Source organism: Streptococcus salivarius (assembly GCF_002094975.1).
GTDB classification, from domain to species: Bacteria; Bacillota; Bacilli; order Lactobacillales; family Streptococcaceae; genus Streptococcus; species Streptococcus salivarius_D.
This window is the reverse complement of the sequence record NZ_CP015284.1, coordinates 23,844-47,394: the sequence shown is the minus strand read 5'-3', so window position 1 is coordinate 47,394 and position 23,551 is coordinate 23,844. Positions and strand designations below refer to the sequence as shown.

Below are 23,551 nucleotides of genomic sequence, written 5' to 3'. Positions count from 1 at the left end.
ACAATACCAAGTCTTTCTTTTTCGTTAAAATAATTGTTTATCGTCTTCCTAAGTTAGGATGATGGTCTTCTAAAACAAACGGTTCATCGTTGAGTTCTGGTATTGATACCCAATAAAAATCATCGGTATCAAAACCGTGTGTCATGGCAATTTCATGCCAGACATCTGGAGCTTTATAAGTATAGCCTAAAAGCTCTTTTCGATTTTTTCGACCAAAATCAATTTGACGCCCTTTTAGAAAGTCTACCATCCGTTCATAAGTGAATTCTGTATTTAACAGATAATCATCTTTTCTTACAAACGTTTCTATAGTCTCACTAACCGTATCAACTAGGTATTTCCCAACCATCCTTTTGTTGTTATATATAATAATAGTCAATTTCATAACTATTGTCCTCCCAGCATTTTACTAGAGAATACATCTAATGTTTTCTTTAGTATAGCACAGAAAATTCGAGATTGACTAATAACCTATTGACGATTCTATTTTTCTCCTCTTATCTAAAACTGAATGTTAAGCTTTCCACAATGGGCTAAAAATAGTTCTGCTTCTTTCTTTGCCTCTTCATCTGCGGATTTGTTCCTTTCTCCTTTCAGTTGAATAATCCTATTGTTCTTCAATTCAAGAGTATAGAGAGGGGTTTCTCTGTGTTCTTTATCACGAACAAAGACAATAATAGAAGTTCCGTATACAAAGTGTTTTTTTGCATAACTTCCAACACAATGATGTAGGGTTTTGCCTTCTTTGACAATTTCACTTTCGTCTTTAGGAAAGATAAAAGCATACTTGTCAAATGCGGTCTGAGCCTTCATCATGTTTGTCAAACGTTTAGCTGTTTCAACCCTCAACTTCGCCTCTTTCTTTTCGTCCTCAAGGCGTTGTTTCTCTGCTCTCAAATCTCTGACAGCATTAGTTACACGTAAATATGTACCACGTGCTTGTTGATTCTCGAGAAAAGTTGAATAATTTTCTACGATCTCTGTATGTTTGTTTTCCCAATTTTTTGGGATAACTACATAATCTCCATCAAATGGAATTCCCAGAGCTTCTACCATTTCTTGATAGTCCTCATAATCACGAAGGGAGATATTGTTTTTCATCATCCAGTTAATAAAACGAATTGGTTTCACAGTGGATGGTAAGATACTTTCCAAACGCTTAATTAGTGGCTTCTTGTCAGAAATCATAGCGTTTGGAAGCAACTCGTATAACCCCTTGAAAGTTCGACCATATCGTTTACGCAAATCTTCCTCAAAAAATGCCTTTTCAACATTCATATCCGTATTTTTTAGAAACGGTTTATTCCTTTTAAGAAAGTTCATGGTAACCTTACCCATATTTGCATGACCATGTCCTAGACTAGATGAGTAATAAGACCTATAAAAAGTAGACCCCACCAAGTCTTTGACGATTCCACGCGCCTTGATTTTTTGAGCGAATTCAATGCGTTCTCTATATTTATAGAGATGAGGTAGTACTAAGCTTATCTCAAAATTATCTTTAATCACTTGTCCAAAATCTAAATATCTCAACTCAGACTTTGTTTGTAATTTCTGAATAAGACTTTCCATATCCCCATAAAGCGTATAGACACTAAATGCACCAGAACCAAAAAAGAGAGCATTCCTCTGATTTTGGAATCCACTTCTATAGATATCTTTACCTTTTTGGGCTGAAAGAAATGGATCCCGGTGTGCTTTAACAATCTTATTGTTGGCAAGCTGATAAAAGTTGTAAAGTCTGACTTTGAACTTTTCTTTTCCTTTTTCGAAGGATTGAGTCACAGAATACATCTGCATTTCAATACGTTTCTTTGTGACTCCCATCCAGACATAGTAAAAAGTATCACCTACAAAGGTTAAACGGCTGTTAAGTGATAAACGTTTTGTAACCTTTTCCGAGAATTTTTTTCGGTCGGAAGAGATAATTGTCTTAGACTTATTTGACCATTCATAGATAGGAAAATCATTCTTCGCCCATTTGAAAAATCCGTTAGGAACTTTTAAACGATTATCTACGATTTCTTGAATATTCTCTGCTTTTGTCATTGTTTTTTCTCCTTAATTAATAAAAAATGGCCCTAGGACCATTTTTCTATTTATTGTTGTTAAAATTCGCCTTCTTCAATAGATAAATCCGAAAAAAGATCTAACTGTTTCTCATCCTTTTCAGGAGTTTTCTTAGTTGGTTTTTTCTTTTTTGGCTTCTTCGTTGGTTGCTTGGTTGATTTCTTACTACCAGTAGTCATTTTACCTACAACTGGTTTAGTCTCAACCTTTTCAGCGGTAAAATACTCTTTAACCCAAGAAAAGACTGTGGCATCATCAACCATAGCACCCTGACCCTCTCTATAGTCAGATTTACTGGCTTTTCTGATGCAGTAAGCCATAGCATCCTTAATCGTACGATCAAGATGTTTGAGAATCCCAGCAATCAGCTCATCATCCTCTTGATTATCAACTACCCAATTATGAATAGCATCCTCAGTCGGTGTGTGAGCTTCCGCCATTTCATCATCAAAATGGCTTACTGCCATGAAGCGGTCAAAATCATTAATTTCCATCGTCATTGTTTTTCTCCTCTATTTAATCAAAGCTACATTTCGTTTCCCATCTTTTCCTTGTTTCATTTCTAAAACATCATGTGGGATTGAAAAGCCATCTTTATGAACTGTTGTAACGACACTTAATCCTGCAGAAACAGCCTTAAGTACTGCTTCTACTTCTTCTTGTGTATTAGCTTCACCAATGAACAAGACGTCAGGGTTGAAGCGTAATACAAAAGTCACGAGCTTTTCCAGTTCCATACCGTTAGCCTTATTGACTTGTAGCTGGCAAAAAGATACATCTTTTATCTCGACATGTCTTTCAATTGTCATTACTTTACCTTCTTTAAAAGCTTCAGCAAGTAACGAGTAAGCTAAAGTCGTTTTGCCGACACCTACAGGACCAGTAATGACATGTAAGCCTGGAATGCGTACTTGTTTAAGCACTTCTTCCATACAACTACTATCAAACTCACTCAAAGAAATTCGTCGTTCATTCACATGAATAAGTCGGATAGACATCGTTTCTAGTCCTTGAAAATTAACTATCGTCGATATCCTAATGGTAATAACTCTACCATCGTCCAACTCATAGTCACAAGTTCTTACCTGACTACAACGTTTTTCTGTTAAGTCCATTTCAGCTATAAATTTAATATGACCAAATAGAGCATCCGCATCTTCTGATGAAATGAAGTCATGGACCTGTTTAACATCAGCAGTTCTAAATGCTACCTCGTAATCTTCACCATGTGGGAAGAAGGTAATATCTTGGATATTATTATCGATAGCTTCTTTTAAAATATTGTTTACAATCATTGTTTTTCTCCTTTTTCAGTTTCTAGTAACAGCTTTAACTCTGCAGCTTCTTTCTGCAATTCACGAATCGTACTCAACAATTCGTAACGTTTGGAAAGAACCTTATCTCTATCAAGAATTGTAGTTTTATTGATAAGGTCAACCTTATCAATTTTATACAGTTTACAAAGCATCGAAAATTGTGGTTCTTTAGGAATAGACCGTCCTTTTTCATAATTATTGACAGTTCCTTTAAAAACCCCAATTCTATTTGCAACATCTTGAAGAGATAGAGGTCTATCTAATTCTTTCCTAGCTGTTTCTAGTATTGAACCTAATGCCACTCTATCTAAAGTGTAATAAGGTTCCAAATACTTTTTGACCGTCATTTCAGTCATTGTTTTTCTCCTCTCAGAACTCAAACAAGCTTAACTGTTCTCCTTCAGTTGTTGGTTTATCTTCAAGTGGCTTTCGACAAGCTACTAGTGTTTTTGGCTCCTTCTCAACCTTATAAATAGGTTGCATTGCACGATAGTTCTCAAAGAACGTGTCAAAAAATGCAAACAAAAGGTGTCGACATTGCCTCAAAGCCCTATACTCTAATCGAGTATAGTAAGTAGCTTCATCAGATAGCAGTTCTGAATCTTTGGTATAAGTTTCAAAAACCCACCATTCAAAGCCACGTGCAAACACTTCAGTCGGTGTCAAATAATAATCCAACTTCTTCTTAATATGAACAGCTTGAGCTAAGTCCGTTCTGCTTTCCTCAGCTATTTGAATAAGTTTCAGCAAGCTAGCCTTGTAGATATAACGAATATCTTTAAAGCTATGAGACGTAGAACTAATGATTCCAGCTTTATCATACGTATAGTCTAAATAATGACCATACTCATGGATGAAGGATGAGGAATCTCTTACATCAACTGCCATGATATTTAACCCTGGCACATAAAGTCCGCTTGCTTTATGTTTTCCTAGCTTCCGGAATTTGAGTTCGGGTTCTACAGTAGAATGAGGTAAGTGATTACACAACTTCTCCCATTCGTTCTCTAGAACCTTGAATTTCTCCTTGTCAAAATCACTACCTCGATAACGCTCGGTATCCACTTCAACTTTCGAAAACCCTAAATCAAGAAATGACGTATTACTGTTCATTTCATGATCTTGAAAGATTTTATCCTCACGCACACTGGCTATCGTCTTAGTTGACTGATTAACATATTGTGCATTTAGGTTAGCTGCAAGAGCATCTTCATACTCTCTTTTTAGAACGTTAGCTATCTTTTGGATATTTCCATAATAACTACATTCCTTGTAGATACCTTCACTATGGATAGACATCAATTCAAGAAAGCTAAAAGATACTAGTCCATACCTTGTTTGTGAATTTCTCTCTCTCCAAAAACTTAGGTTTTTCTTCAAAGGTACTCTAACCTTTGAATCGTCGACAATGAGAAGATACAAAGTGCGTTTGGTGTCTTCTGCAGTTTTAGTAGCAGGTAATCTACTTCCATCTAATGTGAGAAGAATCTGTTCACCGAAAAGGTGTTCTTGATTTTCTTCATCCCTCAAGCTCAAGCCCTCGAACAGTCTTTTTAGTTGATTCGAAAAATGAGCTTGATCATAGCCAATGGTTTCGATATCAGCCATGATGTCTTTGACTTTATAGGCTGTGTAAACATTATCCTGTCCAAATACCTCTACTGCTAGTGCTCCGACTTCTTGAGATAAAAGTTCCTGACATTGATATCTACGAATATTCGCATAGTAAGTACAAAACTTTCTCACGATATCTGCAGCTTTATCAGTCTCTTTTATCTTGGGAAAAGTGACTTTTTTAGCAGTTTTTTGTGCTGCTGTTAGTAAATTTGTCATTGTTTTTCTCCTCCATAGAAAAAGAGGAAGGTGTAGCCTAGGGTTACTACCTTCCTCTTTCTCTTATATGTACGATATACGATGTATATCATACTATATATTGCGTTATATCATTGATAAGTTTTAAACTTAATCTTTTCTTCTGGGGATGCTTTCAAAAGGAAATCATCAATTCCCTTTTCGCGAGGCCAGATTAGAGCACGAACCGTACAAGACTGCTTAGTAACTAGATCTTGAACCATGTCATACATGCGTTCAAATACCGAGTCATTATCCTCAAAGTCTTGGTCAAATGCAAGATAAATTGGTTTAACCTTTTTGAGTTCAGTCTTTCCGATAAAGTCCGAGATAGGACGCCATGCTGCTACTCCTGCCATAGAGATAACACAGATATTCCCCAATTGAGAAAGACGAGTGTTTTTCGCAACTGACGCGGTGATATCTCCTTTAAGCAGACCTTCAGTAACTAGAAGGTTATCAACCTTACTCATAAGATTGACTTTTGCCTTACCTTCTTCAGAAAAGCGTGCTTGTTCTAAGACTTCATCAGAATAAGCAAAATGGGGAAAGGACTTAGCACTCGTTCCTTCTGGTTTATATGCTGACGAAACAAAGACATATTTTTGCCCTTTTTTAAATGTCAACTCAAGTCCAGAACGAAGTTTAACACTAGTTTCCTTAGTTGTCCCACTTGCTAGTTCGTGTGATGAACCTTTAGCAAACACATACCAATCGAAACTTCCGTCGTCATTTTGGAAGACCTTAGCAGTACGTGCATTTCGTCCCTCTTGAAAGGCTTCGTTTACTTTGGCTTGATAACTAACGTTATCAAGACGTACTTGAAAACCTACAATTTGTCCCCAAGAATTGCGACATGGAATTAGAATTCCATCTTTTGATTCAAAAATAGGACATTTTGCGTTTTCATTCCAGTAGAAGCCAGGCACTCCACGCCATGCATCTTTAGGAAGCCCATTAGCAACAAAGAGCTTTTCCCAAATAGTTGCTGGATGAGATACTGTTGTATCAACCTGCTTCTGACGTGTTTGCTTTGTTGATGAAGCGTAACCACGCAGTGCAATGGTCTCAACAGAAAGACCTCGTTCCGCACTTGTTAAGTGCTCGACATGTTCCTTAGTCAATCCTAACACATCAATCACAAGAGAATTTACCTTGTGAAGTGTTGAGATACTTGCCAAAGGCTGACTTTTCCAACTTGGTTCAAAAGTCACCTCTTTCGCTTTTTTAGGGTCCAATTCATAAATTGTCCCAGCACTACCAAATTGTGGTTTGTCTGGGTCAATTTTTCTTGCACAAACTGCTTTAGATTGATCTGCGAACAACAAACACCAATCTGGTTTCCCACAAATAGGACAAGGGTAATCTCGCCCAACACGAATTAACTCTTGATTTCCAATAGTGATTAATTTTGTCATTTTTTTCTCCTTAAAAATTGTTGTTGTAAAGTGACCTTGGAAAGCCTCGAATACTGATTCGTAGCCCTTCCTCCGTATGCCGACAAGTTAGAGTTGGGAACACCTGTTCCTCACCTCTAATCATCGAGATGTCGCCTCCCTTTTTTGTCTGTCTACCCAAACTCAAAACAAAAAAAGCATAACAAAGAAGCCGGCAAGCCTTGTCTCAAAAAACAAGGTTGCGCGTGCCTATGGCAAACCATAGGATAAACTTCTCGTTATGCTTAGTTGCTAATAACGTTTGTTGTAGCCTTTCAAAGTCAGAAAAGCAATTTCTCGTACCTGTTATAAGCGTTAAGCCTCTTCTTCTGTCTGATGACTTAACTGATAGCTAAAAGCGAGTACGCTCCCTTTTAACCCATTATAAAACATGGTATGCCTATTGCTGGGACAGAACCAGTAATGACATATCCTCCTCCATGCTTCTCTTTTCTTTAGTCACGTGACCAAAGGTTCACCATTTGAGGTGGTGAAAATATAAATATAATTATTTATGACTTTAGTATAGCAAAGAGCTACTAACATTACAAGTTTATCGTTATTCGAAATTATAACTATATATACTATTTTTCATTACATTATATACTATACATAATCTATATGTTTACAACACATTATGTATAGTTCGCCAATCGTAATAAGCGAAGTGTCAAACATCATAAAGGAATACAAGATACATTGTTAAACTATGTATCTTGTATCGTAAACAACATAGAACAACATTTATACTAATTTTAAATATAACTTATAACCCAATAAGAACATAATCATATATAGTTCTTTAATGTATCGTACAATATATATCTTATATTATCTATTATATACGATAACAGATAGTACTATACAATATTCACATTACATAATGTATCGTGTAACGTATTATAATACAACTATTCTTATTTAGTATATTAAGGGAATGGATGAAAGATATACGATATAATACCTAGCAATACATTATTTAACAATATATCTTACATCGTCTATAGTACACTATAATAATGTATCGTATATTACCTACTATATACGATAAATACAAAAGCTATATATTATTCACACTACATAATGTATTATGTATCGTGTTGTAATAAAAATATTCTCCTTTATTATAATAAAGGAGTGTATGAAAGGTATACTATATAATACTTAGCAATATATCATTTAACGATATATATTACATCGTCTATAGTACACTAAAAAAGTGCAATTTCTTTTTTACACTACACTATATATAGTGATGTTATGTATAGTGTAATGTGTAATGCTTGAAGGAAACTTGAATATAGTAATATATCCTATCTATCATTACCATATGTATCTTATATATCTATAAGATACATCGTTTATTTTATATAATGTATCGTGTTTTATTCTTGTCTAGTTTTGATATGTCATATGCTTTCTTTTTAAATAGTATATTGTAAACGATACACTATGTATTAGCTAATGCGTAACACGCTTATTATCAATAATCCATTATAAGCTATACATAGTGTATATTGTATTATTTACGATATATCTTACATAATACTTGCTATTAGATTTCTATATGGTATACTTTAAATAGTTAATAATATGTATCGTTTTGTTATACATAGTGTATCGTACATAATGGATTGAAAGGAGTTTCTATGGTTGCAAATACAGTCATAATGATGGACGAGAAAGGAGGAGCCTCAAAAACAACTTTAACTGTATTACTGGCTCAAGCTCTAGGAGACGCTGGCTATAAAACTTGTGCAGGAGATCTTGATGGTCAATGCAATCTTACTACAGCGGCAGGAGTAAACGAAGAAGAACATAAAGGAATTTATGATGTACTAAAAAAAGAAGTAGAAGTAGCTGATGCCATTGTGCCAGTTGACGGTTATGATTTGCTTCCTGGAAGTAAGCTTATGAAAAACTGGGAGAGTGAAGCATCAGGACTAAAAGATAGAGATTTTCGTTTAAGAAATGTTGTACAAGATATCAATGACTATTACGATTTTGTACTTTTTGATACACCTCCTTTTTTTGGTGTTTCTACAACAAGTTCTCTTTTTACAAATTCGAAAGTTTTCGTTCTTATTCCTACAACACCTGATAAGTTTGGTATTGAAGGTGTAAAAGATACAATCGAAGATATTGAAGCTGTTCAAGAAGGGTTCTCTTTCTTTGGAATTGATATTGTTATAGCTGGAATCGTTATAACTCAGGTTGATAAAGGGCCAGGCTTTGGTAAAAAATCAATTAAACAAATCAAAGCAAGAGAAGCAGTAGCAACTCTTGAAGAAATTGCTGAAGAGCATAATACCAAGGTTTTTGACCAATACTTGTTTAATAATAAACAATACAAAGATATGATTGCTAATCAAGCAAATGTTTTCAGAAATAGTGGCTATAGCATCCCTAAAAAACAAATCACAAATGTTATGAAAGAACTAATTAAGACGATTGGAGAACACAATGGCGAAAAAGCTTAATACAATCCAACAAAGAAATTTTAATAACCTTTTAACGGCTGTTGAATCAAATGACCGAACAGCAGCTAAAGAATTATTTGAACGCTTTTTTAAAGGGAAAGAAATTGAAGAAGTAGTAATTGATAAACTTAAGGAAAAGCATGATATTGCTTATCTAACTGAAGAAAGTGTAGAACCAAAAAAAGCTGCTGTTGCCCCTAAAAAAGTAAACGATGTCACTCAGAAAAAAGAAAAAAATAAACTTCCTACAAAACTGGAACCAGCTAAAACAGTGGAAGAAAAATCACGTGCAAATCTCAATATGACACAATTATCAATGTCACGTTTTTCTGCATTAAGAGCTGTTTTAAACAAAAAAGACCTTAAAGGAGAAAATGGCAATTATCCTAAACGCGGTGGTTCTGATAAGCTATTCACTGAAATGTTAGACCATGTGTACCAACTTCTAGATCCAGAACAAAAGGAGTTGTTTAACACATTAGTAGAAACTGAGATGAGCTTTAAGTAGGAAAACTTTATGTTATATCATACAAAAGTGTAGGTATTTCTACACTTTTTATTCTTTATATGAGTTGTATCTTTTTTAAAGAATTTTTTTTATTTTATGGTTTCAATTATGATTAAGAACATTTAGTAATAATAGTTTAAATAGTATTAAGTAGTATTAAGTGGTTAATAATAGTAACTAAGTAGTTAATTATAGTTTAAGTAGTAGAACTCCTGAACCCCTTGCTATTACTGAGCTAAGCCTACCTTTATCATATAAAATTGTATGTATATCCTACAAATTGGTAGGTATATCATATAACTTTGCATGAAAGTCACACAAAGTTGTATGTTAAGTCTACAAAAATGTATGTATGTCATATAAAATTGTAGGCGTATCCTACAAAACGGTATGTATATCCTATAAAGTTGTATGTTAAGTCTACAAAAATGCATGTGTGTCATATAAAATTGCAGGTATATCCTACAAAATGGTTGTAAATTTTAAAAAATACTATGAAAATCAGAATATTAATGATATAATATCATACAAAAGGGTTGTAAATTAATATTTTTATACCCTGTCACATATTGCAGTAAGTAATTAGCTTGTAGTAAAATAATTACTTTTATTTAAAATACAACCAAAATGTATGATGAATGAACTAAGAGAGGTAGAAGCGTTTGGTAGAGAATAGAGAGTTCAGAGAAATCATCAAATATGATAATAAGTTTACCCAAATGTTCCAACTTGGCGACCTTTCTCCTCTTCAAGAAAATATGATTTACTCTATATTTGGTGAGTTGCGAGATGTTTATGATGAAAACGAAGCAGCAATATTTTCTTATTCGAGTCTGGCAATGCTAGCAGGAAATACATTTTACAGTTCTAGGGAACAAAAAATTGTTCCTAGGACTGGTAAGCGATTTGAAACTACAGTTGAGGAACTAGAGGAAAGAATGACTAAAATTGTATATCGACATCCCGAAAAGGTTGTCGATGGTAAGGTTGTCTCTTACACCTCCATCCCACTGTTCAAGACCTTTAGAGTAGACCACGAAAACAAACTCATTAAAATCCACCTGTCTGATGCGGAATATACTGAATATGATGAAGTAACTACAGAAGATGGAACAAAAGTAAAAGTAGCGGTCAGGCGTACAGTTAAAGACCTTTTTAACAACCCAGAGTGGGGTAAAAAAGCTAAGTACATTCAGTATGGACGTGACTACCATAACCTATTGAAGAGTAAGTATTCTAAACGATTATTTAGACATCTAGCAGACTGGCGTAAAACAGGTTTTGTAAAAGATACAGCTGAAGAACTAGAGCAAGAAGTTTTGATCTTGGATAGTCCAAGTTTACTTCGTTCGAAAGGTACTAAGCTGCAGCAAGCAATGGATGAAATCAATACGCTATTAGTTGATGAGCATGGCCTTCCTGTAATACAAGATTTGACAGTAGAGCGAATCAAAAAAGGAAAATCAATTACCCACTATATATTTAGGTTTAAACCGTTCGATGACGATTTGAGACGTATTGTTGCAACAAACGATAAAGTCATTACCTTTGAGAAGAAGAAGGAGTTAGACTTCAAACGTAAGATGGCTATCGTGATGGAGAAATTCTACACTGTTTTTCCTAAAGGGAGCAAGGCTGACAACTACAATAATAAAAATCAACTCAAACGTTGGCTTGAAACAATGGACCATGAACTAGTTATTGAGGCGTTGGAAAGAACAGGAAGTGATGCAAACCGTACTTTCGGTTGGACAAGAACGTTGCTCAATAAATGGGAAGTAGCAGGGTACACAAAACTTTCAGATTTGAGAGATAGTCATCCAACTAATAAGGATAATCGTCCTTCAAATGTTCCAGACTGGTCTGAGCCAAACTATGAAAATGGAACGGATGAAAAAGACCGTTTAGGACTAGTAGTAGTAGCAGTTAAATCAGCAATTAAAATAGAACTCTCAAAGACGCCTGACGAAGATAACAAGGCGGATATTAAACATTTAGCAGAGAAACTGTTGCAAGAGAAGCTGTGGGAACTTAAAGATAAAGGTTTAGAGTCACTGTCTGATAGCCACTTTGAAGAGACAAGAGAACAACTCTTGACTGAGATACTTGATTATTTTAAAGTATAACTTCAGATGTATTTTTGTAGATAGATTATATATATAATAGCGATACACGATGTATCGCTATTTTGTTTTAGAGATTTTTTATACTAGTTAAATCTAAAATCAACATGCAATCTTGTATGATATAATAGGTTTAAAAATAAGTAGTGGTAAACCTGTAGTTAATTGCTATCATTATTGAGAGGAGGAGAATTATGTCAAAACAGAAAGATAAATATCTAGCACTCAGAAGGCAATTACCAGATATTATAGATGAGTATATATCTTACCTTCAAGTAGATGTCGAAGAGCCTTCTCCCAAAATGGTTGAACGTTTGTCAGTGATCCAGAAATTTTTAAATAGCTATGCAATTACGATTGATAAAGAGGGTGCCTCCCTATCATTGACAGACTTAGAAAAATTACCACGAGAATTTGTTCAAAATTATTTGGCAAATTTACGTCTGAAACCAGTAGGGAAAAGATTCATACTCTATACTTTAGCAGCTTTTTGGAGTTTCCTTACGAATACCTCTTTTACAGTTGAGAGAGGTATGCCTTTATTTTATCGTAACGTTTTTGATGAATGGAAGATTGTTTATAAAGAGAGTTACCATAACATTATATATTCGGAATCAAAGAAGAATACTATTTTGTATACGCAGCAAGAGCTAGAAGGTCTACTTGATTTCATGGCAAACAGTTATGTTACAACTCTACCAACTCAGAAAAAGGCTGATAATTGGGAAAACGAGAAAGAGCGAAATATTGCTATATTTGCAATCATAATTGGTACTGGAGCAAGTACACAAGAAGTTGTTAACTTGACAGTTAGGGATATTGATATGCGTAAAAAAGGAATTTGGGTTGTTAGGAACAATGAGAAACAATTTATCCGTTTTCTTCCTTTCACAATTCCTTACATAGCTCCATTTGTTAAGGAACGACGTGGACGCTGGGACTTAGACCCTTCTATACCGTCATTATTTTTAACCATGTTGAAAAAGCCTATGGGGAGAAATACAATAGGTCATTTGGCAAAGAACATTGGACATGCTTATGGTAAGGTAATAACTCCTAGCATTTTAAAAGACAGCCACGCCTCTATTGTTTATAAAGAGACAGGTGATATTAAGAAAGTTGCTGAAATACAAGGATATAGTTTAGATAAGAATCACCTTATAAGATTTATTGATTGATAGTATGAACTTATCTCCAGATTAGTCAAAAGGCCACTTAAGGTCTTTTTTATGTCACTGGGTTACGAATAGTGACTCCTAAGTCTATAATGAATTTATAGAGAATTAAGGAGGTCTTATGCTTAGAAAAAACAATGAAAAAAGAGGTTGTCTTGGCAGTCTGATTTGGATACCGATAGCTATTGTTGTTATGTTTTGTATAGCTGGATATGGTATGTCCCAAGGAATTAATGTACCTGGTATTTTATCTAGTGGCTTTAATGTTATTAGTAAAGGAGAGCATGCCAATTCAAGTGATGTCGGAAAATTATTTGGGAAATTTATTCCCAAGTCAGAATCTTCGGAAACAGGAAACAGTTCTTCTAAAACAAGTGGTGGAAAGTCTGATGCTTTTAACTATAGTCCATTGCCTTTTGAAAACCATAAGCTAATGGTCAATGGAGATTTGGATAGTCTTGGTAGAGCAACATATGGGCACATCAGACTAAAGTATTCGGATAAACCACAAGATGATAGGGAAAGTAAAATTAATGTTGATCCAGTCGGTTGGCATAACTATCGTTTCAAGTACGAAGATGAGTCTGGAAAAGTTAAAAAAGCATATCTGATGAATCGTGGCCATCTTATTGGTTATCAGTTTTCTGGATTGAATTCTGAAATCAAAAATCTAGTACCTATGACACGCTATTTGAATGCAGGAACGATGTCTGATAGTAAAACGGATACTAATAATCCTAACGGTATGCTATACTACGAAAATGCACTAGCCAAATGGTTGAAGAAAAACCCAAATATGTACTTAGATTATTGTGTTGTTGCAAACTATACTGGCAATGAGCTAATTCCAAGAACTGTAACGCTTTACTGGACGTCCTTTGATGAAAATGGTTCACAGTATGGAGTTGAACTATCAGAAGAAGGATTAGCAACAAGTGATGGAAATGTGAGTTCGGTCACACTTCAGAACGTTTCAAAGAATGCTAATATTAACTACTTAGACGGTACAGCCACAAGTAATTACTAACATTGACTATAGAATGTTTTATGCTACAATAAGAATCAGCGTAAGCGTTTGGACATTAACTAAAAAAGACAAACATAATTTCTAATGTTTGTCTTTTTTTTGCCTAATATTCAAAAAAATAATGAGAAACCATTAAAATGTATAGATAAAAGAAATGTAAACGCTTACTAAAAACAAAATTTTCATGGAAATCTTCATTTTAAAGAGTAGGATTATGTTAAAATACTAAAGAGGTGTAAATTATCAGATTATTTCAGACATACAGTGTAATTTGTAGATGCTATATGTAGATATTTCATAATTTTACGACCTTTCAAAAAATGGATTGATTTTATTTGTTAGTAGTGAGAGGTTGAAGAACAATTTAGTTACGTTCTACTTCAAAGTATAAGCATTAGTTTAGGTGATGACAAATATTAATTATCATCCGATATTCGTGTCTTTGTTGGATATAAGTATCTATTTGTTATAGTGACCATTATTTCAGTAATTTAATACATATTATAATTATTGTTGTGGTCCAAATTCGAATAGTTTTTTTTGACAAATGATTTAATCATTACTTTGTATAGCACTGATTTTTCTGGAGAGGAGTATTAAGACAGATTTTATGAAGAATAATAAAACAATTTGATAATCAAAAGAACAGTCAAAGAGCAGCTTGAAGGATATTATTACAATAGGAGATATTTGAATGAAAGAAGTTTTAAAACTAAGAAAACGCAGAACAGGTCAATGGGTAACTGTTGCTGGGACGGTTTTAGTTGGTGCCTGCATGGTATTTGGGAATTCAGTTGTGTTTGCAGATGAGGCTTCAAATAACGTACCTACAATCACTGAAAACAGTACGGTAACTGAAACAGTAACATCCGGGTATAGTGATGTCGTGTTACCGCATTCTATTGAAAACTCTTCTAATACAAATAGTGAAGTAACATCTTCAGAGAAGGCTATAGACACTGAAGAACATAAAACAAATTTTTCTGTGTCCGAACAGGTAAATCCGGAGACTGGTACATCATCACCCTCAGAAGATGTTACCGCTCTAGTAGCAAATAATAATAGTTCTGTAGATAAGATTACTTCTAAAGAAGATGCAAATAGAACCTTAGACAATTCAATAGGTGACGACAGAGCATCAGTTCTAACTAATTCTTCGGATAGTAGAGTAGAAAAAACAGTTGAGGAAGAAAATAGAAAGCGATTAGATTATTTTGAAGAGTTAAATGCCAGTGGTGCTTCACGTATTGAAATTCCAGAAGGTATGACTGTTATAGATAATAATGCTTTTAAAAATAATTCGAAATTAAAGGAAGTAATTTTACCAAGTACTCTAAAAAGTATAGGAATATCAGCTTTTGAGGGGACATCGCTATCCAAAATAGAATTGCCATCAAGTTTAACGTATATTGGTGAGAATGCTTTTGCTAATATAAAGACTTTGACAGAAGTAACTATACCAAAATCTGTTGAAACTGCTAGTCATGCCTTTTCTGGAGATGTTAATCTTAAGAAAGTGATTTTTGAAGATGGTATTGTCACAATTCCTTCAGGTATTCTTAATAACACTGGTTTAGAAGAGATAGTCTTACCCTCTAGTGTCAAGACTATTGGGAGCTATGCTTTTTCTAATAATAAATCTTTAGAAAAGATTAATTTGTTAGATGGAGTTAGACAGATTGAAGAAGGTGCTTTTTCAGGTGATAGCAAATTATCAGTTGTTGAACTTCCTGAAACTTTGACTGAGATTTCTAGGTATGTCTTTTCTGATACTCCAAGTCTTACCCATATTAATTTACCGAGTGGTATTACAAATATTGGAACAGGTGCTTTTGAACATTCCGGTTTGACATCTATTGAATTACCTAAAGAATTAACTGGAATAGGACATTGGGCTTTTAGAGGAACACACTTATCTGCAATCTATCTTCCGAGAAAATTAAACTATTTAGGCATCAATGCATTTTCAGATATTGGTACGTTAAAGGAAGTTACAGTGACCTCTAATATCAATAATGGTTGGGATTATTGGGGTGCTCCATTTTATTCCAGTCCGTTAACGACGGTTGTGATTGAAGAGGGGGTAACAAAAATCCCAGCTAGGATGTTTTATAATCAAAAAGGGATTATGAATATCAATTTTCCATCAACTATGAAAGAAATTGGAGCAAATGCTTTCGAAGGTACGAGTCTTAAGGCTGTTCTTTTCCCATTAGCTGTAGAATATATTGGAGATCATGCCTTTGGAGATATTGCAACATTGATTTCAATTGATGTAGGAAGTAATTTAGTTACAGGACAAAATGCTTTTAGTGCTAGTAAAAATTTAGTTACAATAAACCTTAAATCAGGGGTTAGAAAAATTGTTGATGGTTTTCTAGCAGATACTGGTATTACAGAATTTGTCGTACCAGAAGGAGTAGAAGAAATTGGGAAAGATGCTTTTTCTAGTAATAAACAATTAACAAAGATTACTTTACCATCAACTCTTAAAACTATTGGGGAAGGAGCGTTTTCAAATACTGGGCTAAAAGAAATTGTATTCCCTGCTTCGATGAAAACAATTCCAAAAGGTATTTTAGACAGTACTCAAGTTGAAAAAATTGTTTTATCAGAGGGTGTGGAAGAAATAGGTGATTATGCCTTTGCTAATAACAAGTTGTTGAAATCAGTTGTATTTCCAAGTACCCTGAAGAAGATTGGAAGAGCAGCTTTCAAGAATTCTAACTTAGAGTCAGTAACTCTTCCTTCAGGCTTAGAGGAAATAGCTGAAGAAGCATTTTCGTATAACAAACTATCAGCAGTTACTTTGCCTACTCAGTTAAAGACATTAGGTGATAATGCGTTCTCAAATAATAACTTAAAAGAAGTTACCCTTCCGAGTCATTTGGAAGTTCTTGGAACTGCCTTTGTTGATAATTCTGAATTAAGTAAGATAACTTTCTCAGAAGGTTTAAAAGAAATAAGAGGAGCTTTTTATTCCAGTCTCAGTGCATTTTCTGGAACGTCCATTAAATCGGTAGTATTACCAAAAAGTCTTGAAAAAATAGGAGATGGAGCATTCTATGATTTGAAAGGCTTAGCTGACATTTCTATACCAGAAAATGTGACTAGTATTGGAAATGAAGCCTTCTACAACACTGGTCTGACTTCTATTGATTTACCAGCTAATCTGAAGACAATTGGTCGATATGCTTTCAGTGGTACTAAATTAAAAAAAGTTGTGCTTCCGAGTCAAGTTGAGACTATTGGTAATCATGCGTTTAGTATTGAATCACTAGAGTCAGTACATATTCCAAAATCTCTTAAATCAATTTCTAGTTATTCTAGTACTACCAGTTACATTTATGATTCTCCATGGAGTAACGTAGCATGGGGAGAGGGTATCTTTTCAGGAGCTAAGAATCTAAAAACTGTAACTTTTGAAGATGGAATCTCAGAAATTATCAGTGAATTGTTCAGTGGAACTGGTATTAATAAGATTGATTTACCAAGCAGTGTTACAAAGATTGACTCTGCGGCATTTGCTAATTCTGATTTAACTACGATTAACTTACCGCCATCATTATCTGAAATTCAGGATTTTGCTTTTGCAAATACCAAGCTTAAAGAAATTACTATTCCAGATAGTGTTGAAAAGATTGGTTACGGAGCATTTGATTCTGTTGAAACTCTAGATAAGGTTACTTTGCCTGCAAATTTAAAAGAAATCTCAAATAAGACTTTCTATAAGACAAATATAGCTAAGATCACAATTCCTGAATCAGTGTCAAGTATTGGAGGGATTGCTTTTGCTGATACTCCTTTGAAAAGTATTACGTTACCAAATAACTTAATATCAATAGGACAAAATGCGTTTTCAGGTACACAACTAACAACTGTTGTTCTACCATCTAAAATAAAGACACTGGAAAATGAAGCTTTTGGGGAAATTGCTACCTTAGTCTCAGTAAATATCCCTTTGAGTCTTGAAAGTGGTTATAATGCTTTTTCAAACAGTAAGAAACTTGAAAATGTAATCATTGAAGATGGTCGTGAAAAAATTCCAGCAGCTCTTTTAAGTAATATTGGGATTAAAACATTTACCCTGCCTTCTACAATTAAAACAATAGAAAATTATGCCTTTGCTCAAAACGATTATTTAAGTGAAATTGTTTTAAATAATGCTTTGGAAACCATTGATGAAAGAGCATTCGCGAATACAAATTTGAAACATGTTAAACTACCTGATAGTTTGACTTATTTGGGTAGGGGAGCCTTTGAAAATAACCATTCACTCAAAGAAGTGATCTTTCCCAAACAGTTGAGAGCTATTTCTGAGAATGCTTTTGCTAATACAGGACTGACTAAATTAGAAGTTCCAAGTAATATTGAGGAAATTAATTCTGGTGCTTTTTACAATACTAAATTATCTGACTTGATTTTATCAGAAGGAATCCAACGAATTGCTTCGTCAGCTTTTGTTGGTAATCAGTTGAAGGTGATAGAGCTACCGGCTTCTTTACAATATTTAGGAAGGTCAGCTTTTGGAAATAGTAGTAAGCTTAGAGTTGTAAAAATCAAGTCAAATATAGAACTTGATAGATATTATGATGTTAACACAATATCACCGTTTACCTATCAAAATTATTATGGTGATGAAATATCTAAACAAAGACCTGAGAGTATCTTTGTTAATTTTGAAGGTGGCGTTAGCAAGGTATCAGATTATCTTTTTAAGGGTGTAACACCTATAAAATCAGTGACATTTAAAGACAATATTAATCTTACCGAGATTGGGTCTCACGCTTTTGATGGAACTAGTCTTACGTTCTTAACTTTACCAGATACTGTAGAAACGTTAGGGGAGTACGCTTTTGGAAATATTAACACTTTAAATAGTGTTAATATTCCTGAAAAATTAACAACAGCAGATAGAGCCTTTGCAGGCAGTAAGAAATTGAATGAATTGCGTAATAAAATTGAGGGTATCCGTATACCTGATGGTATGTTTGAAAACACAGGTTTGACAACCTTTATCGTACCTTCAGGGATTAAGGAAATTGGTAAATATGCATTCCGAAATAATAAGTCTATAGCTATAAGTTTTGACGGCCCACAAGAAGGTTTTAAAGATGTTATTCTACCTGTTGGTTTAACAAAAATTGATTCACGTGCATTTGAATCAACGGATATAGGTTATTATGATATTCCAGATACTGTCAGTGAGATTGGAGATGGAGCATTCCGATTTAATCCTAATTTAAAGAGTATAAAGCTACCTTCTGAGTTAAAAGCATTAAAAGGTTATCTTTTTGAAGGAAACAAAGGGATGAAACAACTAGTTATTCCAGATAAAGTTGAGAGTATTGATACAAATGCTTTTGTTAATATGGAAGGATTGGAAAATGTTTATATTCCTGCAGGTGTTACAAATATTGGAGATAACCTTATTGCAAACAAGGATAAGGTAACATTCCATGTTGTAGTTGGTTCTTATGCCGATACTTATTTGAAAGCTAATGGTTTTAAGACAGTAGCAGTAGGAGATGATTACAAGCACTACAACGATAGTATTGTGACAAAAGCTCATTTACTAACAACATCTCAGAATCTAAAATTTTCTGGAGACCTTTCGCTTCGTTTAGAATACGAATTAAACACAGCAGGGCGTAACATCTCAGATACAGAGATTGTTATCACACTACCAGATGATAAGATAAGTTTTAATTCAGCAAACCCTATTGTAAAAAAAGGTACGATTTCAGGAAATAATAAAAATGTTTTAACATTGAAGGACATAAATTCATTAAAAGGAACTTTTGACTTTAATGTTAAAACAACAGCGGAAGAATTAACCTATTTAGATATTGTCGCACAAATTCGTTATAAGGAAAATGGTATTCAAAGAGCTGAGCTTCTAGGTCATATTAATGAAGAAATGCCGTATTTGACTATAAATGTTAATGATTATATATCTAGTAATTCGTTAACAGTATCTGGGAAGACTAAGCCAAATACCAAAATAAAATTATTTGTTAAGGATTCATCTGAAAGAATCCTGGAAACACTCTCTAAAGAGGATGGCAGTTATAGTGCAGTAGTTCCAGTAGATGTTTCAAAATTATCGAGTGATGAAAACTCTTTAAGAAAAATCTTCTTAACCGTTATTTCAGAAATTTCACGGGATAACATAATTGCTAAAAGAAAGACTATATTATATCAATCATCTGCCCCACGTCTAAAATCATTTATTATGAAACATCATGGACAATCGTTTGATTTAACTGATGGTAAACCAAATAATAATGTAATTTTCCGACCAGGAGAAAAGTTTGAATTTGAAGTGGAGTTGGAGAATGATAAAAATGTTTCTGGAGTTTCTATAAAAACATCTCGAAATAATAAAAATGGATTTATTCATTTAAGTAGACAGTCTAATCCTCATTTATTCAAATACAAAGGCTTTTTCGATGTAAATGGTATAAGAGATGATTTCATTCCAAAAGATTTTATCATCAAAGTTGAAACGCTTAACAGTCGAGATAGTGATGGAGATGGTCTAATTGATTCGGATAAAGTAAAGGAAACGGATAAGAAAGTAATCAGTAAGTATAATCCTATAATTGCCGATAAACATAAGAATAGTTGGGATGTGTCTGATAGGGATTTGTTGATTTTCTCAGGTTTAGCTTACCTCTCTCCAAAAGAGTTAGAGAAACTATTACCTGAAAATGGGGAAACAGGAGTATCACAGTTTAATTTTGATGAGTTAAAATCAGATAACAAACCGAAACATCAATTCTATGATTTAAACCTTGAGTCTACAGACAGAAGCTTATTCTCTAATTGGATATTTGTTAAGCAACTAGAAAATGCTTTTAAAGAGCCTGAGATAGCGGGCAATAATCCTTCTCCTGGTGAATATCATTCCACAGTTTCATATTTTATTGATAAAAATAAAGAAAACATCATTGTTGCTTTTAGGGGAAGCGATGAAAAGCCAAATAAACCAAATAAATTTGACCTTTTGGGTATTGATAATGAAGCTGGTTTGGGGAATATAAAAATTCCTGGGGGGAATAGTCCTCAAGAAAGGGCAGCGAAGTATCAGATTAATAAAATTATGGAAGAAGTTAAGTTAAACTATCCAAATATTGAAAATATTTATATCACAGGGCATTCTTTAGGAGGTTATCAAGCAATTAATGCAGGAGACCGGATTTTAGAAGATGATAACTTAGCTGATATTGAAGGTAAATTACGAAGAGTTGTTAATTTTACTGGTCCAGGTTTTAACAATCAACAAGAAAGTTTCTACAGAGCGATAGAAAAAGGCAAAATATTTACACGTTATTTGGTTGATAAAATAGACAGGGATAATAGTTTCGCAACAATGGGACAGATGACAAATGATGTTAAAGTACCATACAAGAAGACTATTAATAATCCAGACGTTTCAGTTCATAATCTAACGTCGTTCTTTTATACTTTAGATCGAGGTTACCGTTCTTCCAAATCACGTTTTAGTGATAGTGGTAATTATCCTTTAATTACTGATCTTGTTGAAGTTAAAAACTATCTTTTAACTCTTCCTGAATCGCCAAATTATGTTATTGATCCATCTGGAACAATTATAAATAGCGTAACAAGTAAAGCTCTATCTGGTGCCCAAGTTACAGTTTACTATAAGGACGCTAATGGAAATGAGGAAGTTTGGAATGCTGATGACTATTCTCAACTTAACCCAGTTTTAACAAGTGTAAATGGGGAATTTGCTTGGGATGTTCCTGAAGGCCTTTGGAAAGTCAAGGTTTCTAAAGAGGGGTACATTTCATCTGAATCTGATTGGCTTCCTGTAGCGCCTGTTCAAACGGGGATTGACTTTAAATTGGTACCTCATACTTATTCCCTTAATTACAATTTAGGTGGTGGCAGTGTTACTCGTGACTTACCTTCAACATACCAAACCGACGTTGAAGTTCCTTTGGTCAGTCCAACTCGTAGTGGTTATGTTTTTGAAGGGTGGTATGATAATCCAGATTTTATTGGAAATAAGATAGACAGTACTCTCTTTAATTCAGTTGGAGATAAAACCTTATGGGCTAAGTGGGCCCTAGCTAGACAAGTTAAAACTCGTCAGGAGAGTCGTGTCATCACAACAGATAAAGTAGAATACGTTGATGATGCAAGTCTTGATGCAGGCAAAGTTAGAGAAGTTGCAGCAATAAACGGACAAGTTTTGGTAGAAATCACAGACATCTATGTAGATGGTAAATTACAGTCAAGTACTGAAAAAGAATTATCACGTATTGAACCGCAAGCTAAGAAGGTTTATCGAGGAACAAAACAAGTATCCCAAGTTCCAGATGTTGCGCCTATAGAGCAAAATAAACCAGAGGCTATTATTGAAACCAAGGTTCGTCAAGAAAGTCGAGTTCTTAAGACTGATAAGGTTGAATACGTTAATGATACAAGTCTTGATGCAGGTAAAATTCGAGAAGTTGCGGCAGTAGATGGGCAAGTTTTGGTAGAAATCACAGATATCTATGTAAATGGTGAGTTGCAGTCAAGTACAGAAAAAGAATTATCACGTATTGAACCGCAATCTAAGAAAGTTTATCGAGGCACAAAACAGGTATCACAAGTTCCCGATGTTGCACCAATAGAGCATAATAAACCAGAGGCTATTATTGAAACTAAGGTTCGTCAAGAAAGTCGAGTTCTTAAGACAGATAAGATTGAATACGTTGATGATGCAAGTCTAGATGTAGGCAAAGTTCGAGAAATAGCAGCAGTAGACGGGCAAGTTTTGGTAGAAATCACAGATATCTATGTAAATGGTGAGTTGCAGTCAAGTACAGAAAAAGAATTATCACGTATTGAACCGCAATCTAAGAAAGTTTATCGAGGCACAAAACAGGTATCTCAAATTTCAGATGTTGCACTAATTGAGGTTAATAGAATCGAACGTAATAGTATTACGAAAGAGCATCAAGGGGTTTCTACTGTGATAAATACTAAGTTAGAGCCAGTAGTGATGAATCAATCGTCTTCAGAACCTCTTTCATCAAAAGAAACAACCATAAGAACTAAAGGTTATTTACCAAATACAAGTAGTGAATATGGTTATGGCTTTGAGTGGGCAGGTATTATTGCTTTAGCAACGGCTCATTTTGGAATAATCTCAAATAAGAGAAAGAAAAATATAAAAAACTAGTTATTAGTGACGGATTAACTCAACTTCAAGAATTATTCCACATTAAGACTGATGAGAAAGTTCTCAGAAGTGATATTCTTCTGGGGACTTTTTTGATGTTAAGGAAACTGAGAAATATATATTTGGAAAGGATATCGACGTAATCGCAATTAAACGTGGGTATCATGCAGAAGCACACAATGAAATTTTTTGAAGTTGCCTAAATATTTTGGTTGCCCTAGACTTGCATTGATAACAAAAATCTATATAATAATTAATAAAGAGCTAGTAGAAAGGGTGAGAATTATGTTTATGATCTTGGTTCTATTACTTACATTAGCGAGTTTATTATACGTTGTCATCGGTATCGCCAAGAAGATTTTTTCA

General features: G+C 34.1%; 13 protein-coding genes. 6 read left to right on the top strand and 7 right to left on the bottom strand.

The window, feature by feature from the left end; translation table 11 throughout:
* Positions 1-37: 37 nt before the first annotated feature.
* From V471_RS10545 to V471_RS10515, 7 genes are all read right to left on the bottom strand, one after another.
* On the bottom strand, positions 38-385 hold the full coding sequence (locus tag V471_RS10545) for a hypothetical protein (RefSeq protein ID WP_084871553.1): 348 nt from the start codon (positions 383-385) through the stop codon (positions 38-40).
* Between the two features lie 116 nt (positions 386-501).
* The gene (locus tag V471_RS10540) at positions 502-2,049 is read right to left on the bottom strand and encodes a PcfJ domain-containing protein (RefSeq protein ID WP_084871552.1); all 1,548 of its coding nucleotides are present in this window, start codon (positions 2,047-2,049) and stop codon (positions 502-504) included.
* A gap of 59 nt (positions 2,050-2,108) precedes the next feature.
* Positions 2,109-2,570, bottom strand: a complete 462-nt coding sequence (locus V471_RS10535; RefSeq protein ID WP_084871551.1) for a Cas9 inhibitor AcrIIA9 family protein — start codon at positions 2,568-2,570, stop codon at positions 2,109-2,111.
* A 12-nt stretch (positions 2,571-2,582) separates the two neighbouring features.
* Positions 2,583-3,365, bottom strand: coding sequence for an ATPase, T2SS/T4P/T4SS family (locus tag V471_RS10530; protein ID WP_084871550.1), 783 nt, complete (start codon positions 3,363-3,365; stop codon positions 2,583-2,585).
* Complete coding sequence (locus V471_RS10525) at positions 3,362-3,742, bottom strand: helix-turn-helix domain-containing protein (RefSeq protein WP_084871549.1); 381 nt, start codon at positions 3,740-3,742, stop codon at positions 3,362-3,364. The genes V471_RS10530 and V471_RS10525 overlap by 4 nt, the downstream gene beginning before the upstream one ends.
* A 13-nt stretch (positions 3,743-3,755) precedes the next feature.
* The gene (locus tag V471_RS10520; RefSeq protein WP_084871548.1) at positions 3,756-5,219 is read right to left on the bottom strand and encodes a hypothetical protein; all 1,464 of its coding nucleotides are present in this window, start codon (positions 5,217-5,219) and stop codon (positions 3,756-3,758) included.
* Positions 5,220-5,329: 110 nt separating this feature from the next.
* Positions 5,330-6,655 carry a DUF3854 domain-containing protein gene (locus V471_RS10515; RefSeq protein WP_084871547.1) on the bottom strand — a complete coding sequence of 442 codons (1,326 nt, stop codon included), beginning with the start codon at positions 6,653-6,655 and terminating at the stop codon, positions 5,330-5,332.
* A gap of 1,667 nt (positions 6,656-8,322) precedes the next feature.
* Between V471_RS10515 and V471_RS10510 the strand changes: the two genes are divergently transcribed.
* The 6 genes from V471_RS10510 to V471_RS10485 all read left to right on the top strand — a co-directional run bounded on the left by V471_RS10510 (position 8,323) and on the right by V471_RS10485 (position 23,185).
* On the top strand, positions 8,323-9,153 hold the full coding sequence (locus tag V471_RS10510) for a ParA family protein (RefSeq protein WP_084871546.1): 831 nt from the start codon (positions 8,323-8,325) through the stop codon (positions 9,151-9,153).
* Positions 9,137-9,661, top strand: a complete 525-nt coding sequence (locus V471_RS10505; RefSeq protein ID WP_084871545.1) for a hypothetical protein — start codon at positions 9,137-9,139, stop codon at positions 9,659-9,661. The genes V471_RS10510 and V471_RS10505 overlap by 17 nt, the downstream gene beginning before the upstream one ends.
* A 662-nt stretch (positions 9,662-10,323) precedes the next feature.
* A complete protein-coding gene (locus V471_RS10500; RefSeq protein WP_084871544.1) occupies positions 10,324-11,787 on the top strand; it encodes a replication initiation protein in 1,464 nt (487 codons plus the stop codon).
* A gap of 191 nt (positions 11,788-11,978) precedes the next feature.
* Positions 11,979-12,962, top strand: a complete 984-nt coding sequence (locus tag V471_RS10495; protein WP_084871543.1) for a tyrosine-type recombinase/integrase — start codon at positions 11,979-11,981, stop codon at positions 12,960-12,962.
* A gap of 118 nt (positions 12,963-13,080) precedes the next feature.
* The gene (locus tag V471_RS10490; protein ID WP_084871542.1) at positions 13,081-13,986 is read left to right on the top strand and encodes a DNA/RNA non-specific endonuclease; all 906 of its coding nucleotides are present in this window, start codon (positions 13,081-13,083) and stop codon (positions 13,984-13,986) included.
* 694 nt (positions 13,987-14,680) lie between these two features.
* Entirely contained in the window at positions 14,681-23,185 is an 8,505-nt protein-coding gene (locus V471_RS10485; protein WP_084871541.1) for a leucine-rich repeat protein, read from the top strand.
* Positions 23,186-23,551 lie beyond the last annotated feature (366 nt).